Source organism: Rhizobium sp. WYCCWR10014 (assembly GCF_001657485.1).
Lineage (GTDB): Bacteria > Pseudomonadota > Alphaproteobacteria > Rhizobiales > Rhizobiaceae > Rhizobium.
Genome location: NZ_LXFU01000046.1, coordinates 62,859 through 83,140, shown reverse-complemented (window position 1 = coordinate 83,140; position 20,282 = coordinate 62,859). Strand labels below are relative to the sequence as shown.

At 61.2% G+C, this 20,282-nt stretch carries 14 protein-coding genes and 1 pseudogene; 2 read left to right on the top strand and 13 right to left on the bottom strand.

The window, feature by feature from the left end; genetic code table 11:
• Positions 1-89: 89 nt before the first annotated feature.
• Positions 90-1,012, top strand: a pseudogene (locus A6U98_RS25560) (LysR family transcriptional regulator).
• Here the strand turns inward: A6U98_RS25560 and A6U98_RS25555 are convergent.
• The 12 genes from A6U98_RS25555 to A6U98_RS25500 form a co-directional block, all read right to left on the bottom strand.
• On the bottom strand, positions 975-1,712 hold the full coding sequence (locus tag A6U98_RS25555) for an SDR family oxidoreductase (RefSeq protein ID WP_064653804.1): 738 nt from the start codon (positions 1,710-1,712) through the stop codon (positions 975-977). The pseudogene A6U98_RS25560 and the gene A6U98_RS25555 overlap by 38 nt on opposite strands.
• Before the next feature lie 113 nt (positions 1,713-1,825).
• Positions 1,826-2,587 carry an ABC transporter permease gene (locus tag A6U98_RS25550; RefSeq protein WP_064653803.1) on the bottom strand — a complete coding sequence of 254 codons (762 nt, stop codon included), beginning with the start codon at positions 2,585-2,587 and terminating at the stop codon, positions 1,826-1,828.
• Positions 2,584-3,510: an ABC transporter ATP-binding protein gene (locus A6U98_RS25545; RefSeq protein ID WP_064653802.1), complete on the bottom strand. Its 927-nt coding sequence runs from the start codon at positions 3,508-3,510 to the stop codon at positions 2,584-2,586. Before A6U98_RS25545 ends, A6U98_RS25550 begins: the two co-directional genes overlap by 4 nt.
• A gap of 512 nt (positions 3,511-4,022) precedes the next feature.
• On the bottom strand, positions 4,023-5,636 hold the full coding sequence (locus A6U98_RS25540; protein ID WP_064653801.1) for a glycoside hydrolase family 43 protein: 1,614 nt from the start codon (positions 5,634-5,636) through the stop codon (positions 4,023-4,025).
• A gap of 95 nt (positions 5,637-5,731) precedes the next feature.
• Complete coding sequence (gene mgrA, locus A6U98_RS25535) at positions 5,732-6,763, bottom strand: L-glyceraldehyde 3-phosphate reductase (protein WP_064653800.1); 1,032 nt, start codon at positions 6,761-6,763, stop codon at positions 5,732-5,734.
• 153 nt (positions 6,764-6,916) lie between these two features.
• A complete protein-coding gene (locus A6U98_RS25530; RefSeq protein ID WP_064653799.1) occupies positions 6,917-8,050 on the bottom strand; it encodes a Gfo/Idh/MocA family oxidoreductase in 1,134 nt (377 codons plus the stop codon).
• Positions 8,051-8,059: 9 nt separating this feature from the next.
• Positions 8,060-8,821, bottom strand: coding sequence for a sugar phosphate isomerase/epimerase (locus A6U98_RS25525; RefSeq protein ID WP_064653798.1), 762 nt, complete (start codon positions 8,819-8,821; stop codon positions 8,060-8,062).
• Between the two features lie 37 nt (positions 8,822-8,858).
• Positions 8,859-11,318 carry a glycoside hydrolase family 2 protein gene (locus A6U98_RS25520; protein ID WP_064653797.1) on the bottom strand — a complete coding sequence of 820 codons (2,460 nt, stop codon included), beginning with the start codon at positions 11,316-11,318 and terminating at the stop codon, positions 8,859-8,861.
• Positions 11,319-11,549: 231 nt separating this feature from the next.
• Positions 11,550-12,641 carry an ABC transporter ATP-binding protein gene (locus tag A6U98_RS25515; protein ID WP_003540428.1) on the bottom strand — a complete coding sequence of 364 codons (1,092 nt, stop codon included), beginning with the start codon at positions 12,639-12,641 and terminating at the stop codon, positions 11,550-11,552.
• A gap of 4 nt (positions 12,642-12,645) precedes the next feature.
• Entirely contained in the window at positions 12,646-13,590 is a 945-nt protein-coding gene (locus tag A6U98_RS25510) for a carbohydrate ABC transporter permease (protein ID WP_028741155.1), read from the bottom strand.
• Entirely contained in the window at positions 13,583-14,488 is a 906-nt protein-coding gene (locus A6U98_RS25505; RefSeq protein ID WP_029870732.1) for a sugar ABC transporter permease, read from the bottom strand. The genes A6U98_RS25510 and A6U98_RS25505 overlap by 8 nt, the downstream gene beginning before the upstream one ends.
• A 181-nt stretch (positions 14,489-14,669) precedes the next feature.
• Complete coding sequence (locus tag A6U98_RS25500; protein WP_064653796.1) at positions 14,670-15,905, bottom strand: ABC transporter substrate-binding protein; 1,236 nt, start codon at positions 15,903-15,905, stop codon at positions 14,670-14,672.
• A 454-nt stretch (positions 15,906-16,359) separates the two neighbouring features.
• Between A6U98_RS25500 and A6U98_RS25495 the strand changes: the two genes are divergently transcribed.
• Positions 16,360-17,403, top strand: a complete 1,044-nt coding sequence (locus A6U98_RS25495) for a LacI family transcriptional regulator (RefSeq protein ID WP_064653795.1) — start codon at positions 16,360-16,362, stop codon at positions 17,401-17,403.
• Between the two features lie 58 nt (positions 17,404-17,461).
• On the opposite strand, the gene leuS is transcribed toward A6U98_RS25495, so the two are convergent.
• Positions 17,462-19,978, bottom strand: a complete 2,517-nt coding sequence (gene leuS / locus A6U98_RS25490) for a leucine--tRNA ligase (protein WP_064653794.1) — start codon at positions 19,976-19,978, stop codon at positions 17,462-17,464.
• Positions 19,979-20,282: the final 304 nt, after the last annotated feature.

Below are 20,282 nucleotides of genomic sequence, written 5' to 3'. Positions count from 1 at the left end.
TCGCCGCCCCATGCTCCTGCGTTGCAGCGCGTTCTGCTTTGTTGATATCCTGGGTCAAGGCGCCGCTGCGCGCCGTACCGGAGCCCGACATGAACCCACGACAATTGAAGACATTCCTTGCGGTGATCCGGCACGAAAATCTCACGCGCGCCGCTGCCGAGGTCAATCTCGCTCAGTCGAGCCTCAGCGACCAGATACAGGCGCTGGAAGAGGAACTGGGCGCAGAGCTCTTCCACCGTTCCCGGCAGGGCGTGGTCCCGACATCGGCAGGCGCGGTTCTCAAGGCCTATGCCGAAGAGATACTGGCGCTGAACGACGAGGCGAAGGCCGCCGTCAGTGCTGCAGCCGGCAGCGCCGAACAGTCCATCACCTTGGGTACGCTCGAAACCATCGCCGCCGAAAGGCTGGCGCCGTGGCTATCACTCTTTCGCAAGAAGAACCCAGACGTCGGCCTCAAGCTCAAGGTCGGCGGCAGCGGCGAATTGCTTGCGCAACTGCAACAGGGCTCGATCGATATCGCCTTCACCTTCGATCGCGGACAGCAAGATGAACGCTTGCTGACGCGCCGAATCTGCTGCGAACCACTGGTGCTGATTGCCGGCAGCGATTCTCAAGCCCGACCACCCGCAAGCCTCGCAGCACTGAGCACCGCGCCCTTCGTCACCACCGAAACCGGCTGCGTCTACCGGCACCTATTCGACACGGCCTTTTCCGAAGCGCGCATTGCAGCACCATCAATCGTCACGGAAGCCGACAGCATCGCGACGTCATCCGACTCGTTGCATCCGGCACCGGTTATGGCCTTGTGCCACGCCTTGCGCTCGGCCAGGCCGCAATCCTGGGCGACGTCGTCGAACTGCCGTGGCCGGGCAATCCACCTGCCGCTTCACTGGTGATGATGTGGCGGCGCAGGCGCGTGCAGCCGCCGGCGCTTACCCTCCTGCTGCAATCGGCAAGCGAAGAACTCTCGCCGTTCAGACCAGCCGATGCCCGCCTTCGACATGCAGGATAGTGCCTGTCGTGAAGCCATTGCCGATCAGGAAGCGGATCGCATCGGCAATATCATCGGGCCGTCCAACGCGTCCGGCCGGCAGGCGCTGTGCCATCGCATCAAGCGTTGCCTGCTTGGCGTCGCCGGCGACGAAGCTCCAGATCGGCGTGTCCACCCATCCGGGCGACACCGCGTTGATCCGGATCGGCGCCAGTTCAACAGCAAGCGCCCTGACCATGCCTTCGAGCGCCGCATTGACGGCTGCGACCACCGATCCACGCGCCGCCGGCCGGTAGGCCGCGACACCTGACGTATAGGTGATCGATCCTGACGGTGGCAAACGGGCGGCACCATATTTTGCCAGCAGCAGCGGCCCGTAGAACTTGCTTTCGACCACCCTTTGCGCCGCCGTAAGTTCGATCTTAGGCAGCAGCTGATAGGCGCCTTCGATATCGGCCGCCGTGCTGACGATGTGATCGACCGGCCCGCTATTGCGGAACAGCGCCGCGACCTCTTCCTCGCGCGATATATCGACGGCAACCGTCGCCAATCCAGGATGCTCGCCGAGATCGCGGCGAGCCGCCGCAAGCTTATCTTCGCTGCGTCCTGCGATCGTCACCGCCGCCCCTTCGCCGAGCAAGCGCCTCGCCAGCGCCAGCCCCATTCCGGAACTGCCTCCAAAAATAATGATCTTCGCGCCTTCGATCCTGATATCCGTCATCTGCCGTCTCCTTCTTGGTTGACGCAGCAGATGCCTCGGGCCGGAGCGGAAGAAAAACGGAAGAAACCGATAGTGTCATCGGGTTTTCCGATGGCGCGCGTTCGGGTGATTGATCAGTTCCGCAGCCGGTAGCCGGTCTTGAAGATCCAGGCGAGCGTTCCCAGGCAGAGCACCAGAAACACCGTGATCATCGCCAGGCTGATCGCCGGATTAACGTCGGCGATCCCGTAAAAACTCCAGCGGAATCCGCTGACGAGATAGAGCACCGGGTTGAGGTGACTAACCGCCTGCCAGAAGGGAGGCAGCATACTGACCGAATAGAAGCTTCCGCCGAGGAAGGTCAGCGGCGGCACGACCAGCATGGGAATGAGGTTCAGCTGTTCGAAATTGCCGGCCCAGATGCCGATCATGAAGCCGAAGAGGCTGAAGGTGATCGCCGTCAGCAGGAAGAACAGGATCATCATGAAGGGGTGCTCGATCCTGACGTCGACGAAGAGATTGGCGGTCAGGAGGATGATGAAGCCAATGAGCATCCCCTTGGTCGCCGCCGCTCCGACATAACCGAGCAGGATCTCCGTCATCGCCACCGGCGCCGAAAGCACCTCGTAGATCGTGCCGGTGAATTTCGGGAAATAGATGCCGAAGGAGCCATTGCTGATGCACTGGCCAAGCAGCGTCAGCATGATCAGGCCGGGCGTGATGAAGGCGCCGTAGGACACGCCCTCCACCTCCTGAATGCGTGATCCCACAGCGGCGCCGAAGACGATGAAATAGAGCGAGGTCGAGATCACGGGCGAGATGACGCTCTGCAGCAGCGTGCGGCGCGTGCGCGCCATTTCGAAGAAGTAGATCGATTTGACGGCCTCGATGTTCATTTTTCCGCTCCCACCAGCGCCACAAAGATGTCCTCGAGCGAGCTTTGCCGCGTCGAGAGATCCTTGAAATGGATATTGTTCTCGCCGAGCCGGGTCAGCAGTGCCGCAATGCTTTCCTGCTCGTTGCCAGTGTCGAAATCATAGGTCAGCCGGTTGCCGTCCGCTTCGAGCGTCAGTCCATTGCCGGCAAAACAATCCGGCAGGCGGCTCAGCGGTTCGGTGAGATCGAGGATGAGCTGCTTGCGGCCGAGTTTGGCCATCAGCGCTGCCTTGTCCTCGACGAGCAGCAACTTGCCGCCGTTGATGACACCGACGCGGTCGGCGATTTCCTCGGCCTCTTCGATATAATGGGTGGTCAGGATGATGGTGACGCCGGAGGCTCGAAGCTCTTCGACGACATGCCACATGTCCTTGCGCAACGTCACATCGACGCCGGCGGTCGGCTCGTCGAGGAAAAGGATATCCGGCTCATGGGAGAGCGCCTTTGCTATCAGCACCCGTCGCTTCATCCCGCCGGAGAGCTGGCGCAGCATATTGTCCTTCTTGTCCCAGAGCGACAGCGCGCGCAGCACCTTCTCGATATGCGCAGGATTGGCTTTCTTGCCGTGCAGCCCGCGCGAAAAGCTCACTGTATTGAACACCGTCTCGAACTGATCGGTGGTGAGCTCCTGCGGCACCAGCCCGATCATCCCGCGGGTGGCGCGGAAATCCTTCACGACGTCGTGGCCTGCGACCAGTACCCGGCCGCCGCTCGGATTTGCGATGCCGCAGATGATCGAAATCAGCGTCGTCTTGCCGGCGCCGTTCGGCCCGAGCAACGCCAGGATCTCACCCTTTTCGACGTCGAGATTGATGCCCTTCAGGGCCTCGAACCCATTGGAGTAGGTCTTGGTGAGGTTCTGAACGGAAATGATGGGGGCCATGCGGTACTCTTGCGGATTCTTGGAAGTTACTTCGGCCCGCTATATAGTCCCTTTGTAACGCTTTAACATCCTTAAGCGCATGAACACTGCATTCGCGTACTGCTAACACAGTTGGCCCGCTGGCTTAGGCGCCCCCTGGCGCAGGTGAGATAGCCGGCATCGGGACTTCGCGAGGAAGCCGACCTCGCCGGCGAAAAGAAAGGCGGCAGCTGGTTTCAGATGTCATCATCCGGTGATATTCGTGCCCGATAAGAGAACCGAGGCCAGCACCGGCATCCGCCCCGCCGCCCACCCCTTTGCGGAGCCGTCTCGGGTGTTCTCGTTGCGCCCCATTTTTGCTGCCTCGGCATGTAGTGAAAGTTATTGTTCAGTCACGAAGTGCTTGGAACCGGCCAGTATCCCCTGTTCAGCCGCGTTCGTCTTAGCCGGCCCTGTGCCGGCTTTCTTTTTTGCGTTCCTTCCGCACCTTGGCTCTTTCCGCCCGTAGGGATGAAAAGGACCAGGGTGCCCCCCTACAGCTCGTCGTAGTTGAACCAGTCGAAATCCGCGGCCTTTGCCCGGCCCGATGTATCGAAGGCAAACACGCCGGCAAAAGCGCCGGTGAAGGAGCCGTGTTCGCCGCGTCCGCCCTCGTCGGAAATCACACCGGCATCGAGCACCGGGCCGATCGGCTGCCAGGCGCCCTTGCCTTCTGTCTGCCAGAAGAATTGCAGGTCGTTCTCGCGGATTTCCATGGCGAGCTGGACGCGGCCCTCCGCGGCGATCGCCACGCCGCTTTCGGCGGGAAAGCTGAGGCGTCCGTTCGGGTAGTCGCCGTTGCAGGAGAGGATCGTCACGCAGCGGCCGAGTGTTTCGTGCAGCGTTACGGCAACCGCGTGGAACTTGTGGCGGTTGTAATAATGCGTCAGCCCCGCCACCTGCTGATAGGTGTCGGGCGAGAACTCGATCACGGTTTCGGCGCGGAAACTGTGATGTTCCTGGCGGCGGGCGACCAGCGACTGCTCAAACCAGGAGCCAATGCTTTCGCGCGCAATCAGGCGCAAATGGCCCGCACGATCCGTCAGGTTGAAGATGCGCTCGGGCTCGGGCGTGCGCAGCCATTGGAAATCGGCGGGCAATGTGCCGCCGTCGAAGTTGTATTCGCTGCGCATCGGCTTTTCCACCGGCACCGCGCCAAAGAGGCCCGGCACATCGACATCCGGCACTGAGGTGCCGTTTTCAAGATAGAGCCAGTCATCGTCGCGCCAGACGCATTTCTGTAAGGATGTCTCGCGGCCCAGCGTGCAGCGGCGCTTTGGCGGCAGCGGCCGGCCGCAAAGATGGGTGTGATAGGCCTCGCCTTCCGGCGTTTCGACATATTGGCCATGCCCTGCCCGCTGCAGCACCGCGCCCGGATGATCCTTGGAGGTGATGAGATGCATGTTCGGATGCATCTCATAGGGTCCGTCGATCTTTCGCGACCGCGCCATGGTGACGGCATGGTCGTAGCCGGTGCCGCCCTCGGCGGTGGTCAGATAATACCAGCCATTGCGCTTGAAGAGATGCGGGCCTTCGACGAGGCCGAGCGGGCTGCCTGCGAAGATGTTCTTGATCGGCCCCCTCAACGCCTTTGCCGCCGGATCCCATTCCTGCAGCAGGATGCCGTCGAAGGCCGGCGATTTCGGCGAGCCGCCATAACTTTCGGTCCGGTGGTTCCACTGCATGTTGACGAACCACTTACGGCCGTCATCGTCGTGGAAGAGCGAAGGATCGAAGCCGGAGGAATTGACATAGACCGGCTCGGACCATTCGGCCTCGATCGTGGGTGCCGTGACGATGTAGTTCGGCGCATCCTTGAAATTGCCGTCGTAGCGCTTGACGTCGGTATAGACCAGCCAGAACTGCCCGTCGGCATAGGACAGGCACGGCGCCCAGATGCCGCAACTATCAGGATTGCCGCGCATGTCGAGCTGCGACCTCCGCTCCAGCGGCCGGCGTACCAGCGTCCAGTTCACCAGGTCGCGCGAATGATGAATCTGCACGCCGGGATACCATTCGAAGGTCGAGGTGGCGATGTAATAATCCGCGCCGACGCGGCAGATCGACGGATCGGGGTTGAACCCCGGTAGAATGGGATTGCGGATCATGACAGGGTCTCCTCCGACCGGCGTGCTTTTTGCTGTACGTACATCAGATTATAGCAGAAAAAGGCCCGGAAGACTTGCCTCCGGGCCTGACATGACTATTCGCGTTCGGCGGACTTGGCCCAGAGGTTGATGTCGGCCTCGCGGGCATAGACGTCGATCTCGGCGAGTTCCTCGGCACTGAATTCGAGATTGTCGAGCGCCTTGACGCAATCGACGATCTGCGACGAGCGGCTGGCGCCGATCAGCGCCGAGGTCACGCGGCCGCCGCGCAGTACCCAGGCGATCGCCATCTGCGCCAGCGTCTGGCCGCGCCTTTCGGCGATCTCGTTGAGCTTGCGGATATTGTCGATGATCGAGGGGCGGATGTAGTCGCGCTTGAGAAAGTGGTTCTGCGCCGCGCGGCTGTCTTCGGGAATGCCACCGAGATATTTCGTCGTCAGCATACCCTGGGCAAGCGGCGAGAACACGATCGAGCCCATGCCGACCTCATCCAGCGTATCGAGCAGCCTGTCGTCCTCAACCCAGCGGTTGAGCATCGAATAGCTCGGCTGGTGGATCAGGCACGGCGTACCGAGCTCCTTGAGGATCGCGGCTGCTTCGCGCGAGCGCTGCGAATTATAGGAGGAAATGCCGACATAGAGCGCCCGGCCGGAACGGACGATATGATCGAGCGCGCCGCAGGTCTCTTCCAGCGGTGTTTCCGGGTCGAAGCGGTGTGAATAGAAGATGTCGACATAGTCGAGGCCCATGCGCTTCAGGCTCTGGTCGCAGGAGGCGATCAGATACTTGCGGCTGCCCCATTCGCCGTAAGGGCCGGGCCACATGTCGTAGCCGGCCTTGGAGGAAATGATCAGCTCGCCGCGAAGCCCGACGAATTCGGTGCGCATGATTTCGCCGAAGGCGGTCTCGGCACTGCCGGGAGGCGGGCCGTAATTGTTGGCGAGGTCGAAATGGGTGATGCCGAGGTCGAAGGCCGTGCGGCACATATCGATTTTGCGGTCATGCGGCGTGTCGCCGCCGAAATTGTGCCAAAGGCCGAGCGAGACAGCCGGCAGCTTCAGGCCGGAACGGCCCGTGCGGTTATATTTCATTTTCGAATAACGGTCTGCGGCCGGTTGCCAGCTCATGAGACTCTCCTTGATAAAAATATCTGTCTAGTCGTCATGCTCGGCCCTGTGCCGGGCATCTGCCATCCTGTTTGCAGATCCTCGGCACAAGGCCGAGGATGACGGTTCTGGCGGGATGCCTAGCGATCCAGTGGGATCCCGGGCATCTTCTTATCACTTCAAAAGCGCCTGCGCTTCTTCGATGCCGAGGGCGGCCGGCTGCGTGCAGGTCGTGGTCAGGTCGATGAAACGGCCCTCTTCGCCCGACTTCAGGATCGAGGTCATGACGTCGACGCCGTGCAGCGTGCGGTCGAGCGAGCAGCGCGCATCGCGGCCCTCGATCAGCGACATCGCCATGTCGGCAAGCCCGGCGGTGCGGTAATTGGCGCGCGACCCGTTCGGGCTTTCCTGGTTGATCTTGCCGAATGGATGCTCCCAGGCATCGAGCGGCTTGATGTCCTTGTCGCGGCCGCTTGCCTCGACGGTGCCGCCGAAGAAGTTCGGATCCGGCACGTAGAGCGAACCGTCGGTGCCGTAGAGCTCCATATTGGCATGGCGGTGCGACCACACATCCCAGCTCGCCGTCAGCGTCACCGTGGCGCCGTTGACGAATTCGAGCAGCGCCTGGATGGTCGTTGGCGTCTTGACCGGAATGATCTCACCGTTGCGCGGCTGGCTGGTGATGGTGCGGGTCGGCGACGCCATCGAGGTCATGCCGCCGACACGTTTGACCGGGCCGATCAGGTTGATCAGGTTGGCGATGTAATAAGGGCCGAGATCGAGGATCGGGCCGCCGCCCGGCAGGAAGAAGAAATCCGGGTTGGGATGCCACATCTCCATGCCGGGGCTCATCACGTAGCAGGCGCCCGAAGTCACCCGGCCGACGCCGCCATCATCGATGAACTTGCGGGCAAGCTGATGCGCGCCGCCGAGGAAGGTATCCGGCGCGCAGCCGACGGCAAGGTTCTTCTGCTTGGCGATGCGGCGAAGCTCCTCGCCCTCTTCAAGTGAAAGCACCAGCGGCTTTTCGGAATAGACGTGTTTTCCGGCCTCGAGGATCGCCTTCGATACCCGGAAATGCGCATCCGGGATCGTCAGGTTGACGACGACGTCGATCTCGTCATTGACGAGAAGCTCGTCGATCGTCTGCGCTTTGACGCCATATTCCTTGGCGCGCGCCTCGGCCGCCTGCGCGTTGATATCGGCGCAGGCCAGCACCTTCAGCCCCTTGAAGAGCGGTGCCAGTGAGAAGTAAGTGGTGGAGATGTTGCCGCATCCGATGATGCCGACGCCAAGTTCCCTGGTCATGATGAAGCCTCAGTAGGTCTGGAAGGATGCGATCGAGCGGCTGATATTGCGGTCGATGTCATTCGGGTTGTCGTGTTCGACGACGTAGTGCTTGGCCTTAGTGGCGCGCAGCGCCGTCATCAGCCTGGCCCACTCGACCTTGCCGTGGCCGACATCGGCCCAGCCGCTCTCATCCGTCGCCTCGCCGGCCGGTGCGATGTCCTTGACATGGACAGCGGTGATGCGCGGTCCGAGCTTCTCGATCCAGGCGAAGGGATCGGCGCCGCCGCGGATAACCCAGGCGATATCGGCTTCCCAGGAAATGTCGGGCGCGCCTTCGAAGATGTGCTCGATCGGCCGCGAGCCATCCTGCAGCTTGAAGAATTCGAAATCATGATTGTGCCAGCCGAATTCGTAGCCGGCAGCCTTGTAGGGCTTGCTGATCTCCTGCAGGCGCTTGCCGAAGGCAGCCCAGCCGGCAGCGTCGGACGGGCGTTCCTCGGCCGCCAGATGCGGCGCATAAATCGAATCCATGCCGAGGATCTTGGCAATGTTCAGCGACTTCTCGACCTCCTTCTCGAGGAAATCGGGGCTGAAATGGCCGCTCGCCATAACCAGGCCATTCTTGTCGAGCTCAGCGCGAAGGCTCTTCAGCCCGGCATCATCGAGATCGGCATAGATGCCGCCGAAGCCCTCGACTTCGGCATAGCCAGCCTTGCCAAGCTTTTCGAAGATCGCCGAATAGGGCTGGAAGTTGCGGGCGCTATAGAGCTGGTAGCTAAGTTTCGTCATCATGTTCTCCTTGGGCCTCGTGCCCATTCTTGCAGGATCAATCCGCCGACTGGCAGGAATAGAGGTCGTAGAACCGGAACTCCGGAAGCGCGCCGCGATCAAGCGGCCGTGCCGGGGTAAAGGTGATGCGGCGGCTCTCGCCGGCCGCAAGATCGAAGGCGTTGTCGGAATATTTGCCGTCCGTCTCCGTCTCGATCATCACGAAAAGCGCAAGTCCCTTCGCGGTGACATTGATGTCGACAGAGCCATTCTCCTCGACATATTCGTGGGTGACAGCAAGCCCCGCGGGCTCCAGCTCCAGCGCCTTGTAGGTGCCGTTGACGTAATGCCCCGCACCGCCCGTGCCGTTCGACGCGGTGAAGCGCCAGGCAAGCAGCGTTCCCTCGGGAATATCGGAGACGTCGATGCTCGTGGCAGTGACGGCCGCATCCGGCGAACACACGGCCTGCACGTCCTTCAGGTGCCGGCGTTCGCCCTTTACCGTCAGGATCGAGACGGCAAGATCAACGCTGACATCGGCAAGCGTGTCGTTGACCAGCGAGAAGCGGATCGTCTTTCCGTCATCGGAAGGAATGGCAGCGACCGCGACCGGCTGGAAGAAGCGCTTGACGAGGTAGTGCATAGCCTTCCAGCGGCCGCCATAGTCGAGGCTCGACCAGGAGGCCACCGGCCAGGTGTCGTTGAGCTGCCAGTAGATCGTGCCCATGCAATGGGGTTTGAGCGACCGCCAGTATTCCACCGCCGTCTTGATCGCCAGCCCCTGCTGGATCTGGGAGAGATAGACGAAGTTCGGAAAATCCTTGGGGAAGCGGAAATAACGGAACATCGTGCCGGCGATGCGCTCGTTGCCGCCGGCATTCTTCTGGTGCAGCTCCATGACGGGGGAAGCGACGTTCATGTCCTTCTCCTCGGCATAGGTCCTGATCACGGGCAGCGAGGTGTAGGACTGGAAGCCGAATTCCGAGCAGAAGCGTGGACGCACCGAACGGTAATTGTCGAACGACTTGTTCTCGTGCCAGACCGACCAGTAATGCATGTCGCCCGATCCGTCCGCATGCCAGGCATCGCCAAAATCGAGATAACCGGACGCCGGGCTCGACGGCCACCAGAGCGCGCCGGGCAGCGCGTTCTTCACCGCCTGCTCGATGGTACGGTTGAGGCGATCATAGGAGACGAGATAGCGGTCGCGGTCCTTCCTCGATTCCTCGAACCAGGTGAGCGCCCCAACCAGCTCATTGTCGCCGCACCAGAGCACGATCGAGGCATGCGAGGACAGCCGGCGCACTTGGTAATCGACCTCGATCGTCACATTGTCGAGAAAGTCCTCGGTCGAGGGGTAGAGATTGCAGGCGAACATGAAGTCCTGCCAGACCATGAGGCCCAGCCGGTCGCAGAGATCATAGAAATGATCCTGCTCATAGAAGCCGCCGCCCCAGACGCGGATCATGTTCATGTTGGCGGCTTTGGCCGATTGCAGCAGGTCTTCGGTCTTCTCTGGCGAAGACAGCGAAAACAGTGCGTCGGCCGGGATCCAGTTGGCGCCGCGGCAGAAGATCTCGCGGCCGTTGACCTTGAAGGCAAAGCGGCTGCCGGCCGCATCCGGCGTGGTGATCAGCTCGACGGTGCGAAGACCGATCTGCTTGGACACCTCATCCGTCGGCAATTCGACAGAAAGCCTATAGAGCGCCTGCTCGCCGCTGCCAGACGGCCACCAGAGGCGCGGATTGTCGATATGGAACAGGTGGTTGACATGGGTCTCGCCATTGACGCCAACATCCAGGCGCACGCGCTCGCCGTCGAGGTCAAAATAGACCTGGGCAATGTCTTGCCCTTTGGAAAACAGCGTCGCCGTCACTTTGAGATCGACCGAGCCGTCATTATTGTGGGTCTGGCGGGTGACGACGTGTTCGATGCGCGCAGTTTCGAGCTTTTTCAGCGCGATCGTCCCGTAAAGGCCGAGCGGCGCAATGGCGATGTTCCAGTCCCAGCCGAAATGGCATTGCGGCTTGCGCAACATGTTGCCGTCGGGGATCGGCGAATTGCCGGTGCTGTAGGGGATGTAGAAGGGCTGTTGCTTCTGTCGCGCAGCGCCGACGGCGACGTTGGAGGCAAAGACGATGCGGATGCTGTTGTCGCCTGATTTCAGCATGCTGGAGACATCAGGCCGGTAGCGGCGGAAGCTGTTGTCGGCTTCGAGCGCCAGAAAGCCGTTGACGTGGACGCTGGCGACCGTGTCGAGATAATCGATATCGAGATACCAGTCGCCCTCGACCTCCTGAAGCGTGAAGCTGCGCTCGACCGCCCATTCGCGTTCGGCGACCCACTGCACCTTTTCCTCGTTGCGGCCGAAATAGGGATCTGGGATCAGGCTTGCGCGGTGGAGCGCGGTGTGCACGTCGCCCGGCAAGATGATCGCGGTGCGGATCTCGCCATCGACGGAGGCAAGCTGCCACGAACCGGAAAGGTCGATGTTGGGAGTAGTTGATCGATGCGTCACGATATCGTTTCCGATTTATGATTTTGAAAGAGACGGCGTTTGGTCGTCGTCCGGTCGTTGTCGTTCGTCAGGGCTCCTTCTGCCCGCCTCGCTCTCGTCATCCTCGGGCTTGACCCGAGGATCCACACCGCATCCACCAGCAGCCACGGGCATGGATCCTCGGCACAAGGCCGAGGATGACGGAGGGTGGGGTTGGCCCTCTCGCCGAATTCGCCCAGCCCACAGAACCTTCTAGAGACGCAGCTCGCTTTCGGCATCGAAGACCGAGGCGACCGTCATGTCGAAGCTGAGCTTCACCTTCGCTCCGACGTTGAAGCGGCGTGCGCCGTTGACACGTACCGACATCGTGTGACCGGCATGTTTCAGCCACAGCAGATTGTCCGCGCCCATCGGCTCCTCGATATCGACGGTGGCGTCATGTTCTTCGCCGCCGGTATTCTCGTTGACTTTGATGTGTTCTGGGCGGACGCCGAGCACCACTTTGCGGCCGGGCTGCAGCGTCTCGCTAGCGTCGTAGGCAGCGAGCGAGAAAATGACGCCGTTGGCCAAAAAGGCAATGCCGTCGCCTGATTTGACCAGCTCGCCGTGCAGGAAATTCATCGACGGCGAGCCAATGAAGCCGGCAACGAACAGATTGCGCGGCCTGTTGTAGATCGTCGTCGGATCATCGAGCTGCTGGATGATGCCGCTCTTCATGATGGCGATGCGGTCGGCGAGCGTCAGCGCCTCGATCTGGTCGTGGGTGACGTAGATCATCGTATTCTTCAGCGACTGGTGCAGGCGCTTGATCTCGACGCGCAGCTCCGAGCGGAGTTTGGCGTCGAGGTTGGACAGCGGCTCATCGAACAGGAAGACGTCGACATCGCGCACCAGTGCCCGGCCGATCGCCACGCGCTGGCGCTGGCCGCCGGAGAGCTCGGCCGGCTTGCGCTTCAGGAGCGGCTGTATCTGCAGGATTTCGGAGGCACGCGCCACCCGCTTGTCGATCTCGGCCTGCGGCACCTTGGCGACGCGAAGACCGAAGGACAGGTTCTTCTCGACGGTCATCTGCGGATAGAGCGCGTAGGATTGGAACACCATGCCGATGCCGCGGTCCTTCGGCTCTTCCCAGGTAACATTCTTGCCCTTGATGAAGATCTGCCCTTCCGAGGCGTCGAGCAGGCCGGCGATGCAATTCAGCAAGGTCGACTTGCCGCAGCCGGAGGAGCCGAGCAGCACCAGGAATTCGCCGTCGTTGATGTCGAGATTGAGATCCTTCAGCACGCTCACCGCACCGAAGTTCAGGGACAGATCCTTGATGGAAACGCTTGCATTCATATTCATGAGATCAACCCTTCACTGCGCCGGCGGCGATGCCGCGGACGAACAGCCGTCCCGACACGAAGTAGACGATGAGCGGCACGAGACCGGTGAGGATCGTTGCTGCCATGTTGACGTTGTATTCCTTCACGCCCTGGACGGAATTGACGATGTTGTTGAGCTGCACGGTCATCGGATAGGTATCCGGCCGGGTGAAGACCACGCCGAACAGGAAGTCGTTCCAGATGCCGGTCACCTGCAGGATCATCGCGACGACGAAGATCGGCAGCGACATCGGCAGCATGATCCGCAGGAAGATCTGCCAGAAGCCCGCCCCATCGACACGCGCCGCCTTGAACAGTTCCTCCGGCAGCGACACGAAATAGTTGCGGAAGAGCAGCGTCAGGATCGGCATGCCGAAGATCGAATGCACGGCAACGAGGCCGGTCAGCGTGCCGTAGATGCCGATTTCGCGAAGGATGATGACGATCGGATAGATCATCACCTGATAGGGAATGAATGCGCCGACGATGAGGATCGAGAAGAAAAGCTCGGATCCTCTGAAGCGCCAGTTTGCCAGCGCATAACCGTTCACCGACGCAATCGCGATCGAGATGATCACCGACGGCACTGTGATGCGCACCGAATTCCAGAAGCCGCGCGATAGGCCATCGCAGTTAAGCCCGGTGCAGGCCTGCGCCCAGGCTTTCACCCAGGGTTCGAAGGTGATCTCCATCGGCGGCGAAAAGATGTTGCCGAGACGGATTTCCGGCATGCCCTTCAGCGACGTCACGACCATCACATAGAGCGGCAGCAGATAGTAGAGCGCTGCGATCGTCAGTGTGCCATAGAGCATGATGTTGCGCGCCGACACCGCCGGGCGCGGCCGGGGGCCGCTGGGGCCTTCGCCGAGTTTCGGCGCGACGGCGTCGATGCCCGCAGCCGTGGTGTTGAGAGTTCCTACATCAGCCACGCTTGCGCCCTCCGCCGAATTCCAGATAGGCCCACGGAACGATAATGATCGCGACTGTGACGAGCATCATGGTCGAGGCAGCAAAGCCCTGCCCCAGGTTTTGCGCCTGGAACATGTAGTCGTAGACATATTTCGCCGGGACTTCCGAGGAAATGCCCGGTCCGCCCGATGTCTGCGCGACCACGAGGTCGTAGACCTTGACGATGCCGGAGGCGATGATGACGATCGTCGTGATGAAGACCGGCCGCATCATCGGGATGACGATGAAGAGATAGGTCCTCCACATCGGAATGCCGTCCACACGCGCCGCTTTCCAGATGTCCTCGTCGATCCCACGCAGGCCGGCAAGCATCAGGCACATGACGAGACCCGTCCCCTGCCACAGCGCCGCGATCAGAATGCCGTAAATGACGATTTCAGGCGTATAGAGCGGATTGAAGGTGAAGCTCGTCCACCCCATCGAGCGCACCACCGCCTGAATGCCGAAATCGGGGTTCAGAACCCATTGCCAGACGAGGCCCGTCACGATGAAGGACAGCGCGAAGGGATAGAGAAAGATGGTGCGGAAAGTGTTTTCAAAACGGATCTTCTGGTCCATCAGCGCGGCGAGCATGAAACCGATGACCAGGCTGAAGATCAGCGAGAGGATGCCGTAGACAGCCAGATTCTCGATCGCCGTCACCCATCGCGGCGCAGCCCAGAGGCGCTCGTACTGATCGAAGCCGACAAAGCTCAACCGCGGAAGGAGCTTGGAATTGGTGAAGGAATAAAAGACCGTCCACAACGTCCCGCCGACAAAGATCACCAGCGCTGTCAGGATCATCGGAATGGACGCAATCTTGGCATTCAGATTGCGCAGTAACTTGTTTGGCCGGCCTGCTCGCGCTTGACCCGTCATAAACACTTCTCCTCAATCGCAATTGCGACAAGTAACAAAACGGCAAGGCGCCGCCTGTCGTCCCCACCTCCGAACCCGTCGAAGATACCGGAGGGACGCCGCCACCCGCCGGACCATCACCGACCGTCCGTACCGATCCGGCCCCTATGGGAGCCGGACCGCAAGGCAGCAAGTCTGCAGATCAGTCAGCAGAAGCGATGATCCCGGCGAAACGCTTCTGAGCGTCTTCTGGCGTCATCGATGGGTTGGCGAAGAATTCGGAGAAGAGGTCTTCCTTCTGCTTCTGGCTGTCGGCCGAAAGCAGCTGGTCGGTGCCTTGGATCACGTTGCCCTTGGCGAGGATTTCGAGACCCTTCTTCATGCAATCGTTGGCGGCGGCGAGATCGACGTCGCCGCGAACCGGCAGCGAACCCTTCTTCAGGTTAAAGGCAACCTGGGTCTTGGGATCGAGCAGGGTCTTGGCAAGCACGGCCTGCGCCTTGGACTTTTCCTCGTCCTTCAGCAGCGGGAAGTAGAAGGCGTCGCCGCCCGTCGAGATGATCTCGTTCACGCCGAGGCCCGGCAGGCAGGTATAGTCGGTACCGGCCTTCTGACCGGCGAGAGCGAACTCACCCTGCGCCCAGTCGCCCATGATCTGCCCGCCGGCCTTGCCTGTGATGACAAGGTTGGTGGCCTGGTTCCAATCCTGGACGTTGCTGCCTTTGGCCATGCGCCGAGCGTCGTCGGCCGCCTTGAACACCTTGGCGATTTCGGGACCGGCGGCAACTTCCGCATCCTTGTCCTTGAAGACCTTGTTGAAGGTATCCTTGCCGGCGACCGCAACCATCAGCACGTCGAAGGCGCCAGTCGCCTGCCACGGCTGACCGCCGACTGCGAGCGGAATAATGCCGGCCTTTTCGAGAGCCGGAGCCGCAGCGACGAACTCATCCCAGTTCTTCGGAACTTCAACGCCGGCCTTCTTGAAGGCGGCGTTCGAAAGCCACAGCCACTGCCAGGAGTGGATGTTGACGGGAGCGCAGTAGATCTTGCCGTCGATGGTGCAGGAATCGAGCAGGCTCGATGGACGAACGATGTCCTTCCAGTGCTCGGCGGTCGCCACATCGGTCAGGTCGCGCATCAGGCCGGCCTGAACGAGTTCCTCGGCCTGGCGGCCATGGTTGAACTGAGTGGCGCCCATCGGATCGCCGCCGGTGATGCGGCTGATCATGATCGGACGGGCAGTGCCGCCGGAACCGGCGATAGCACCGTCGACCCAGTGGTTGCCGGTGGCGTCGAATGCCTTTGCCAGCTCGGCGACGGCAGCGGATTCGCCGCCCGAAGTCCACCAGTGCGTGACTTCGAGATCGGTGGCGTTGGCGGCGCTGAACGGAAGCGCGACCGAAGCGGCAAGCACGGCCGCCATTATACGGATTTTCATGAGTTCTCCTCCCTCACTGAAACGTTGCCGGAAAAACTTAGATCAATCGATTTCTCCACGCAACTGCCCGCAGGCAAATTTTTCCGCGATAACGGGAATTGCTACTTCTGCCTGTTTCCATCAGAAGCGTCGCATCCCTTGAAGCGGTATTCAGTCGGCCGTTCTCGCACATGCGTTTTCACTTTATCTGTTTGAATAAAAATAGTAATTTTACATGCTAAATTTAGCCGCACGATTCAGCCTCTTCGCAATCGCAAAAAAACAGCGCACAAATCGCCGATTCAACCTATGCGTATGATGCTGCAATGCACACAACAAAAAGCACTCGACATTTCTACTGTATCGTTACAGATTGCTTTCCTCAGGGAGGCGCGATTTTGGCAGGCGGCGGGCTTACGGCGCTGGAAAAAGCCTCTATAAGCGACACCAATTCGCGCGAGGCAGGCCTAAAGGGATGGAAAACAAGGGAAAATTCGGGACCGCGGCATTGACGCCGGCAGCGCGCGAGCGTCCGACGTTGAAGACAATCGCCTTCATGACCGGCCTTGGCGTGACGACGGTGTCGCGCGCGCTGAAGGATGCACCGGATATCGGGGCGGAAACCAAGGAGCGGGTGCGCATGGTCGCCCGCCAACTCGGCTACCAGCCGAACAGGGCCGGCGTGCGCCTGCGCACCGGCAAGACAAATGTCATTGCCCTCGTCCTCAGCATCGACGAGGAGATCATGGGCTTCTCGAGCCAGATGGTCTTCGGCATCTCCGAGGTGCTATCCGGCACGCCCTATCATATCGTCATCACGCCGCATTCCCACAGCAAGGACCCGATGCTGCCGGTGCGCTATATCCTTGATACTGGCTCGGCGGACGGCGTCATTATCTCCCGCATCGAGCCGGATGATCCGCGCGTGCGGCTGCTGACGGAGCGCGGCATGCCCTTCGCCACGCATGGACGCACCGATGCGGGTCTCACGCACCCGTTCCACGATTTCGACAACGAGGCCTTCGCGCATCAGGCGGTGGAAAAGCTCGTCAAGCGCGGCCGGCGCCGCATCGCCCTGCTGCAGCCGCCGAGCAAGCTCACCTATTACGCCCACACCCGCATCGGCTTCCAGACCGGCCTGCATGACTACGGCGCCGAGGAAGTGCCACTGCGTGTCAACATCGATGCACCGCTTGCCGATATCCGCGACGCCGTCGAGGTGATGATGCGCTCGGCGAATGCCCCTGACGGCATCGTCTGTTCGGCCGGTAGCGCGGCGATCGCCGTCAATGCCGGCATCGAGGCGGCCGGCAAAGCGCTCGGCCGTGATCTCGACATGGTTTCCAAACAATCGGTACCGATCCTGAACTGGATCCGCCCCGAGATCATCACCGCCCAGGAAGACGTGCGCCAGGCCGGCCGCGAAATGGCCAAAGCCGTCATCGCCCGCATCGACGGCGTCGAACCGGAACTGCTGCAAAGCGTAAGCCAGCCGACCTGGCCGGAGAGTGGCAGGTAAGCCGTTGGTTGAGGGAACGGATCGACGGGCTCAAATCCCGACGATCAGCTTTGGTTCTTCACAGATCTTCGACGACGAAATTCACCAGTCGCCCCGGGACCAGAACTTCCTTGACCACCATTCTGCCGTCGAGCAAGGCGATGACGGAGGGTTCGGATCGCGCCGCTGCCAGCAGCGCCTCGCCGAGGTCGGCGGCGGCTTCGAAGCGGTGGCGAACCTTGCCGTTGATCTGCACGACATATTCGCGGGTCTCCATGTCGATCATCGCAGGGTCGAAGGTGGGCCAGGAAACCCATGTCAGTGTTTCCCCGTGACCAAGCTTGCTCCATAACTCCTCCGCGATGTGAGGCGCAAAGGGTGCAAGCAACAGCACGAATGTCTCCACCACTTCGCGCGGACGCGCAGCTTCCACCGTCAGTGCATTGGCCAGTTCCATCAGTCGGGAAACCGCGGTGTTGAACCGCTTTGCTTCGATATCCGCCGTCACGGTCTTCACCGTCTGGTGGCGCAGGCACAGAAGCTGTGGGCTTGGGGCCGCCTCCCGCACCGCTGAAGAGAGCCCGTAGCTCTCGTCGCAAACAATACGCCAGGCGCGCTCCAGAAACCGGCGCACACCGATCACGCCAGCGGTTTGCCAGGGTTTTGCCGCATCCAGAGGTCCCATGAACATTTCGTACAGGCGCAAGGCGTCGGCCCCGAACTGATCGACGACATCGTCGGGATTGACGACGTTCAACCGCGACTTTGACATCTTCTCGACGGCGCGCTGCACTTCGACCGACCCAGCGAACCATCTGCCCTCCTCTTCGACGATGGAAGAAGGCACGTAATACCGGCCCGCCGTATCACGGTAGGAATGAGCAAGGATCATGCCTTGGTTGAACAACCGCTGGAACGGCTCTTCCGTCGAAACGACGCCGATGTCGTAGAGCACCTTATGCCAGAAGCGGGCATAGAGCAGATGCAAGACCGCGTGCTCGGCGCCGCCGACATAGAGATCGACCGGCATCCAATAGCGCTCGGCCTCGCGCCCGACGGGTTCGCTGGTGTTCTCCGGATCGAGGAATCTGAGATAATACCAGCAGGAGCCCGCCCATTGCGGCATCGTGTTGGTCTCCCGCCGTGCAGCAATGTCGGTGCCCGGCACGATTGTTTCGACCCAGGACTGCGCACGAGCAAGCGGCGGTTCGCCATCCGGCGTCGGAGCGTAGTCGTCCAGTTCAGGCGGCAGCAGCGGCAGGCATTCCTCAGGCAGCGGCATCACCGAGCCATCCGCCAGATGCAGCACCGGGATCGGCTCACCCCAGTAGCGCTGGCGGGAAAACAGCCAGTCGCGTAGGCGGTACATGACCTTCGGCCAGCCCGCGCCGTTCGCCTGCAGCCAGGCGATGGTGACGGATCTCGCCCCTGGTGAGCCCAGGCCATCAAGGAAGCCAGAGTTGACCATAGCCCCCTCGCCCTCATAAGCCGCCTTTTCGATATCGTCCTCGCTGTCGATCACGCGAATGATCGGCAGCTCGTGCGCATGGGCAAAAGCGTGGTCGCGCGCGTCATGAGCCGGCACCGCCATCAGGGCGCCGGTGCCGTAGCCAGCCAGCACGTAATCGGCCACCCAAACCGGCAGCCGGGCTCCGTTGGCAGGGTTGATCGCATAGGCGCCGGTGAAGACGCCTGTCTTCTTGCGCCCGGCATCGGCCCGCACCGTCTCTTCCAATCCTTCGGCTGCGGCAACATAGGCAGCCACCGCCTCGCGCATTTCCGGCTGGACGATGACGGCAACTGCAGGATGCTCCGGCGCGAGCACGATATAGCTTGCTCCGAACAGGGTCTCGGGGCGCGTCGTGAAGACGGTCATGACCTCTTTGCCGTGCTCGTGCAGAAACCGGATTTCGGCGCCCTCGGAGCGTCCGATCCAGTTGCGCTGCATGGTTTTCAGGTTTTCGGGCCAGTCGAGGCCGTCCAGTCCCTGCAGCAGCCGATCGGCATAGGCCGTGATGCGCAGCATCCACTGGCGCATCCTGCGGCGAATGACGGGATCGCCGGTCTCGACATACCGCCCGTCCTTGACCTCCTCGTCGGCAAGCACCGCGTTCTGGGCCGGGCACCAGTTGACCGCGATCTCCGCCTGATAGGCGAGGCCCTTCTCGAACAGCTTCAGGAAGATCCACTGCGTCCAGCGCACATAGGCGGGGTCGGTCGTGGCAAACTCGCGACTCCAGTCATATGAGAAACCCAGCCTCTGCACCTGCCCGCGAAACGTCTCGATATTGCGCTTCGTCGTGATATCGGGATGCACACCAGTCCGCATCGCGTGGCGCTCCGCCGGCAGGCCGAAACTGTCCCATCCCATCGGATGCAGGACGTTGAAGCCGCGCATGCGTTTGTAGCGGCACATTATGTCCGTGGCAGTATAGCCGAGGGGATGGCCGACATGCAGGCCCGCACCCGAAGGATATGGGAACATGTCGAGTGCGTAGAATTTCGGTCTGGCCGGATCGATTTCCGCTCGAAAAATACGGTGATCGGCCCAATAAGCCTGCCACTTCGGTTCGATCGTCTTGGGATCATAAGGCATGCATCACTCCTGGCGCCAACCGGCTCTGGCGGCGGCGTTTCCTGAAAAATGGAGGCGTTCTTTGGTTCAGGAGCAGCTACGGCTGCCGGGGCTCCGGTGACGTCCGGCAGCCGTAGCTAAGTCGAAACGCGTGCGGAGTTGTGGCATAGGCCGTCTGCGCGACGCTCCGGACGAAAAAAGCGCGATGTGGCTTTGGAAACGATCTGGTGTCCATGGACGTGGCTCAAGGCAAATAAGGAGAAAGCAAACGACAGTGTTAACCCGGCCCCGATCAGGAGGCCGTGGTGGTAAGTCGTGTGTCGCG

Excerpts from the sequence above, each read along its gene's own strand:
- A6U98_RS25555 (WP_064653804.1), bottom strand. The coding sequence starts at position 1,712 with ATGACGGATATCAGGATCGAAGGCGCGAAGATCATTATTTTTGGAGGC.
- A6U98_RS25550 (WP_064653803.1), bottom strand. The coding sequence starts at position 2,587 with ATGAACATCGAGGCCGTCAAATCGATCTACTTCTTCGAAATGGCGCGC.
- A6U98_RS25545 (WP_064653802.1), bottom strand. The coding sequence starts at position 3,510 with ATGGCCCCCATCATTTCCGTTCAGAACCTCACCAAGACCTACTCCAAT.
- A6U98_RS25540 (WP_064653801.1), bottom strand. The coding sequence starts at position 5,636 with ATGATCCGCAATCCCATTCTACCGGGGTTCAACCCCGATCCGTCGATC.
- mgrA (WP_064653800.1), bottom strand. The coding sequence starts at position 6,763 with ATGAGCTGGCAACCGGCCGCAGACCGTTATTCGAAAATGAAATATAAC.
- A6U98_RS25530 (WP_064653799.1), bottom strand. The coding sequence starts at position 8,050 with ATGACCAGGGAACTTGGCGTCGGCATCATCGGATGCGGCAACATCTCC.
- A6U98_RS25525 (WP_064653798.1), bottom strand. The coding sequence starts at position 8,821 with ATGACGAAACTTAGCTACCAGCTCTATAGCGCCCGCAACTTCCAGCCC.
- A6U98_RS25515 (WP_003540428.1), bottom strand. The coding sequence starts at position 12,641 with ATGAATATGAATGCAAGCGTTTCCATCAAGGATCTGTCCCTGAACTTC.
- A6U98_RS25505 (WP_029870732.1), bottom strand. The coding sequence starts at position 14,488 with ATGACGGGTCAAGCGCGAGCAGGCCGGCCAAACAAGTTACTGCGCAAT.
- A6U98_RS25500 (WP_064653796.1), bottom strand. The coding sequence starts at position 15,905 with ATGAAAATCCGTATAATGGCGGCCGTGCTTGCCGCTTCGGTCGCGCTT.
- A6U98_RS25495 (WP_064653795.1), top strand. The coding sequence starts at position 16,360 with ATGGAAAACAAGGGAAAATTCGGGACCGCGGCATTGACGCCGGCAGCG.
- leuS (WP_064653794.1), bottom strand. The coding sequence starts at position 19,978 with ATGCCTTATGATCCCAAGACGATCGAACCGAAGTGGCAGGCTTATTGG.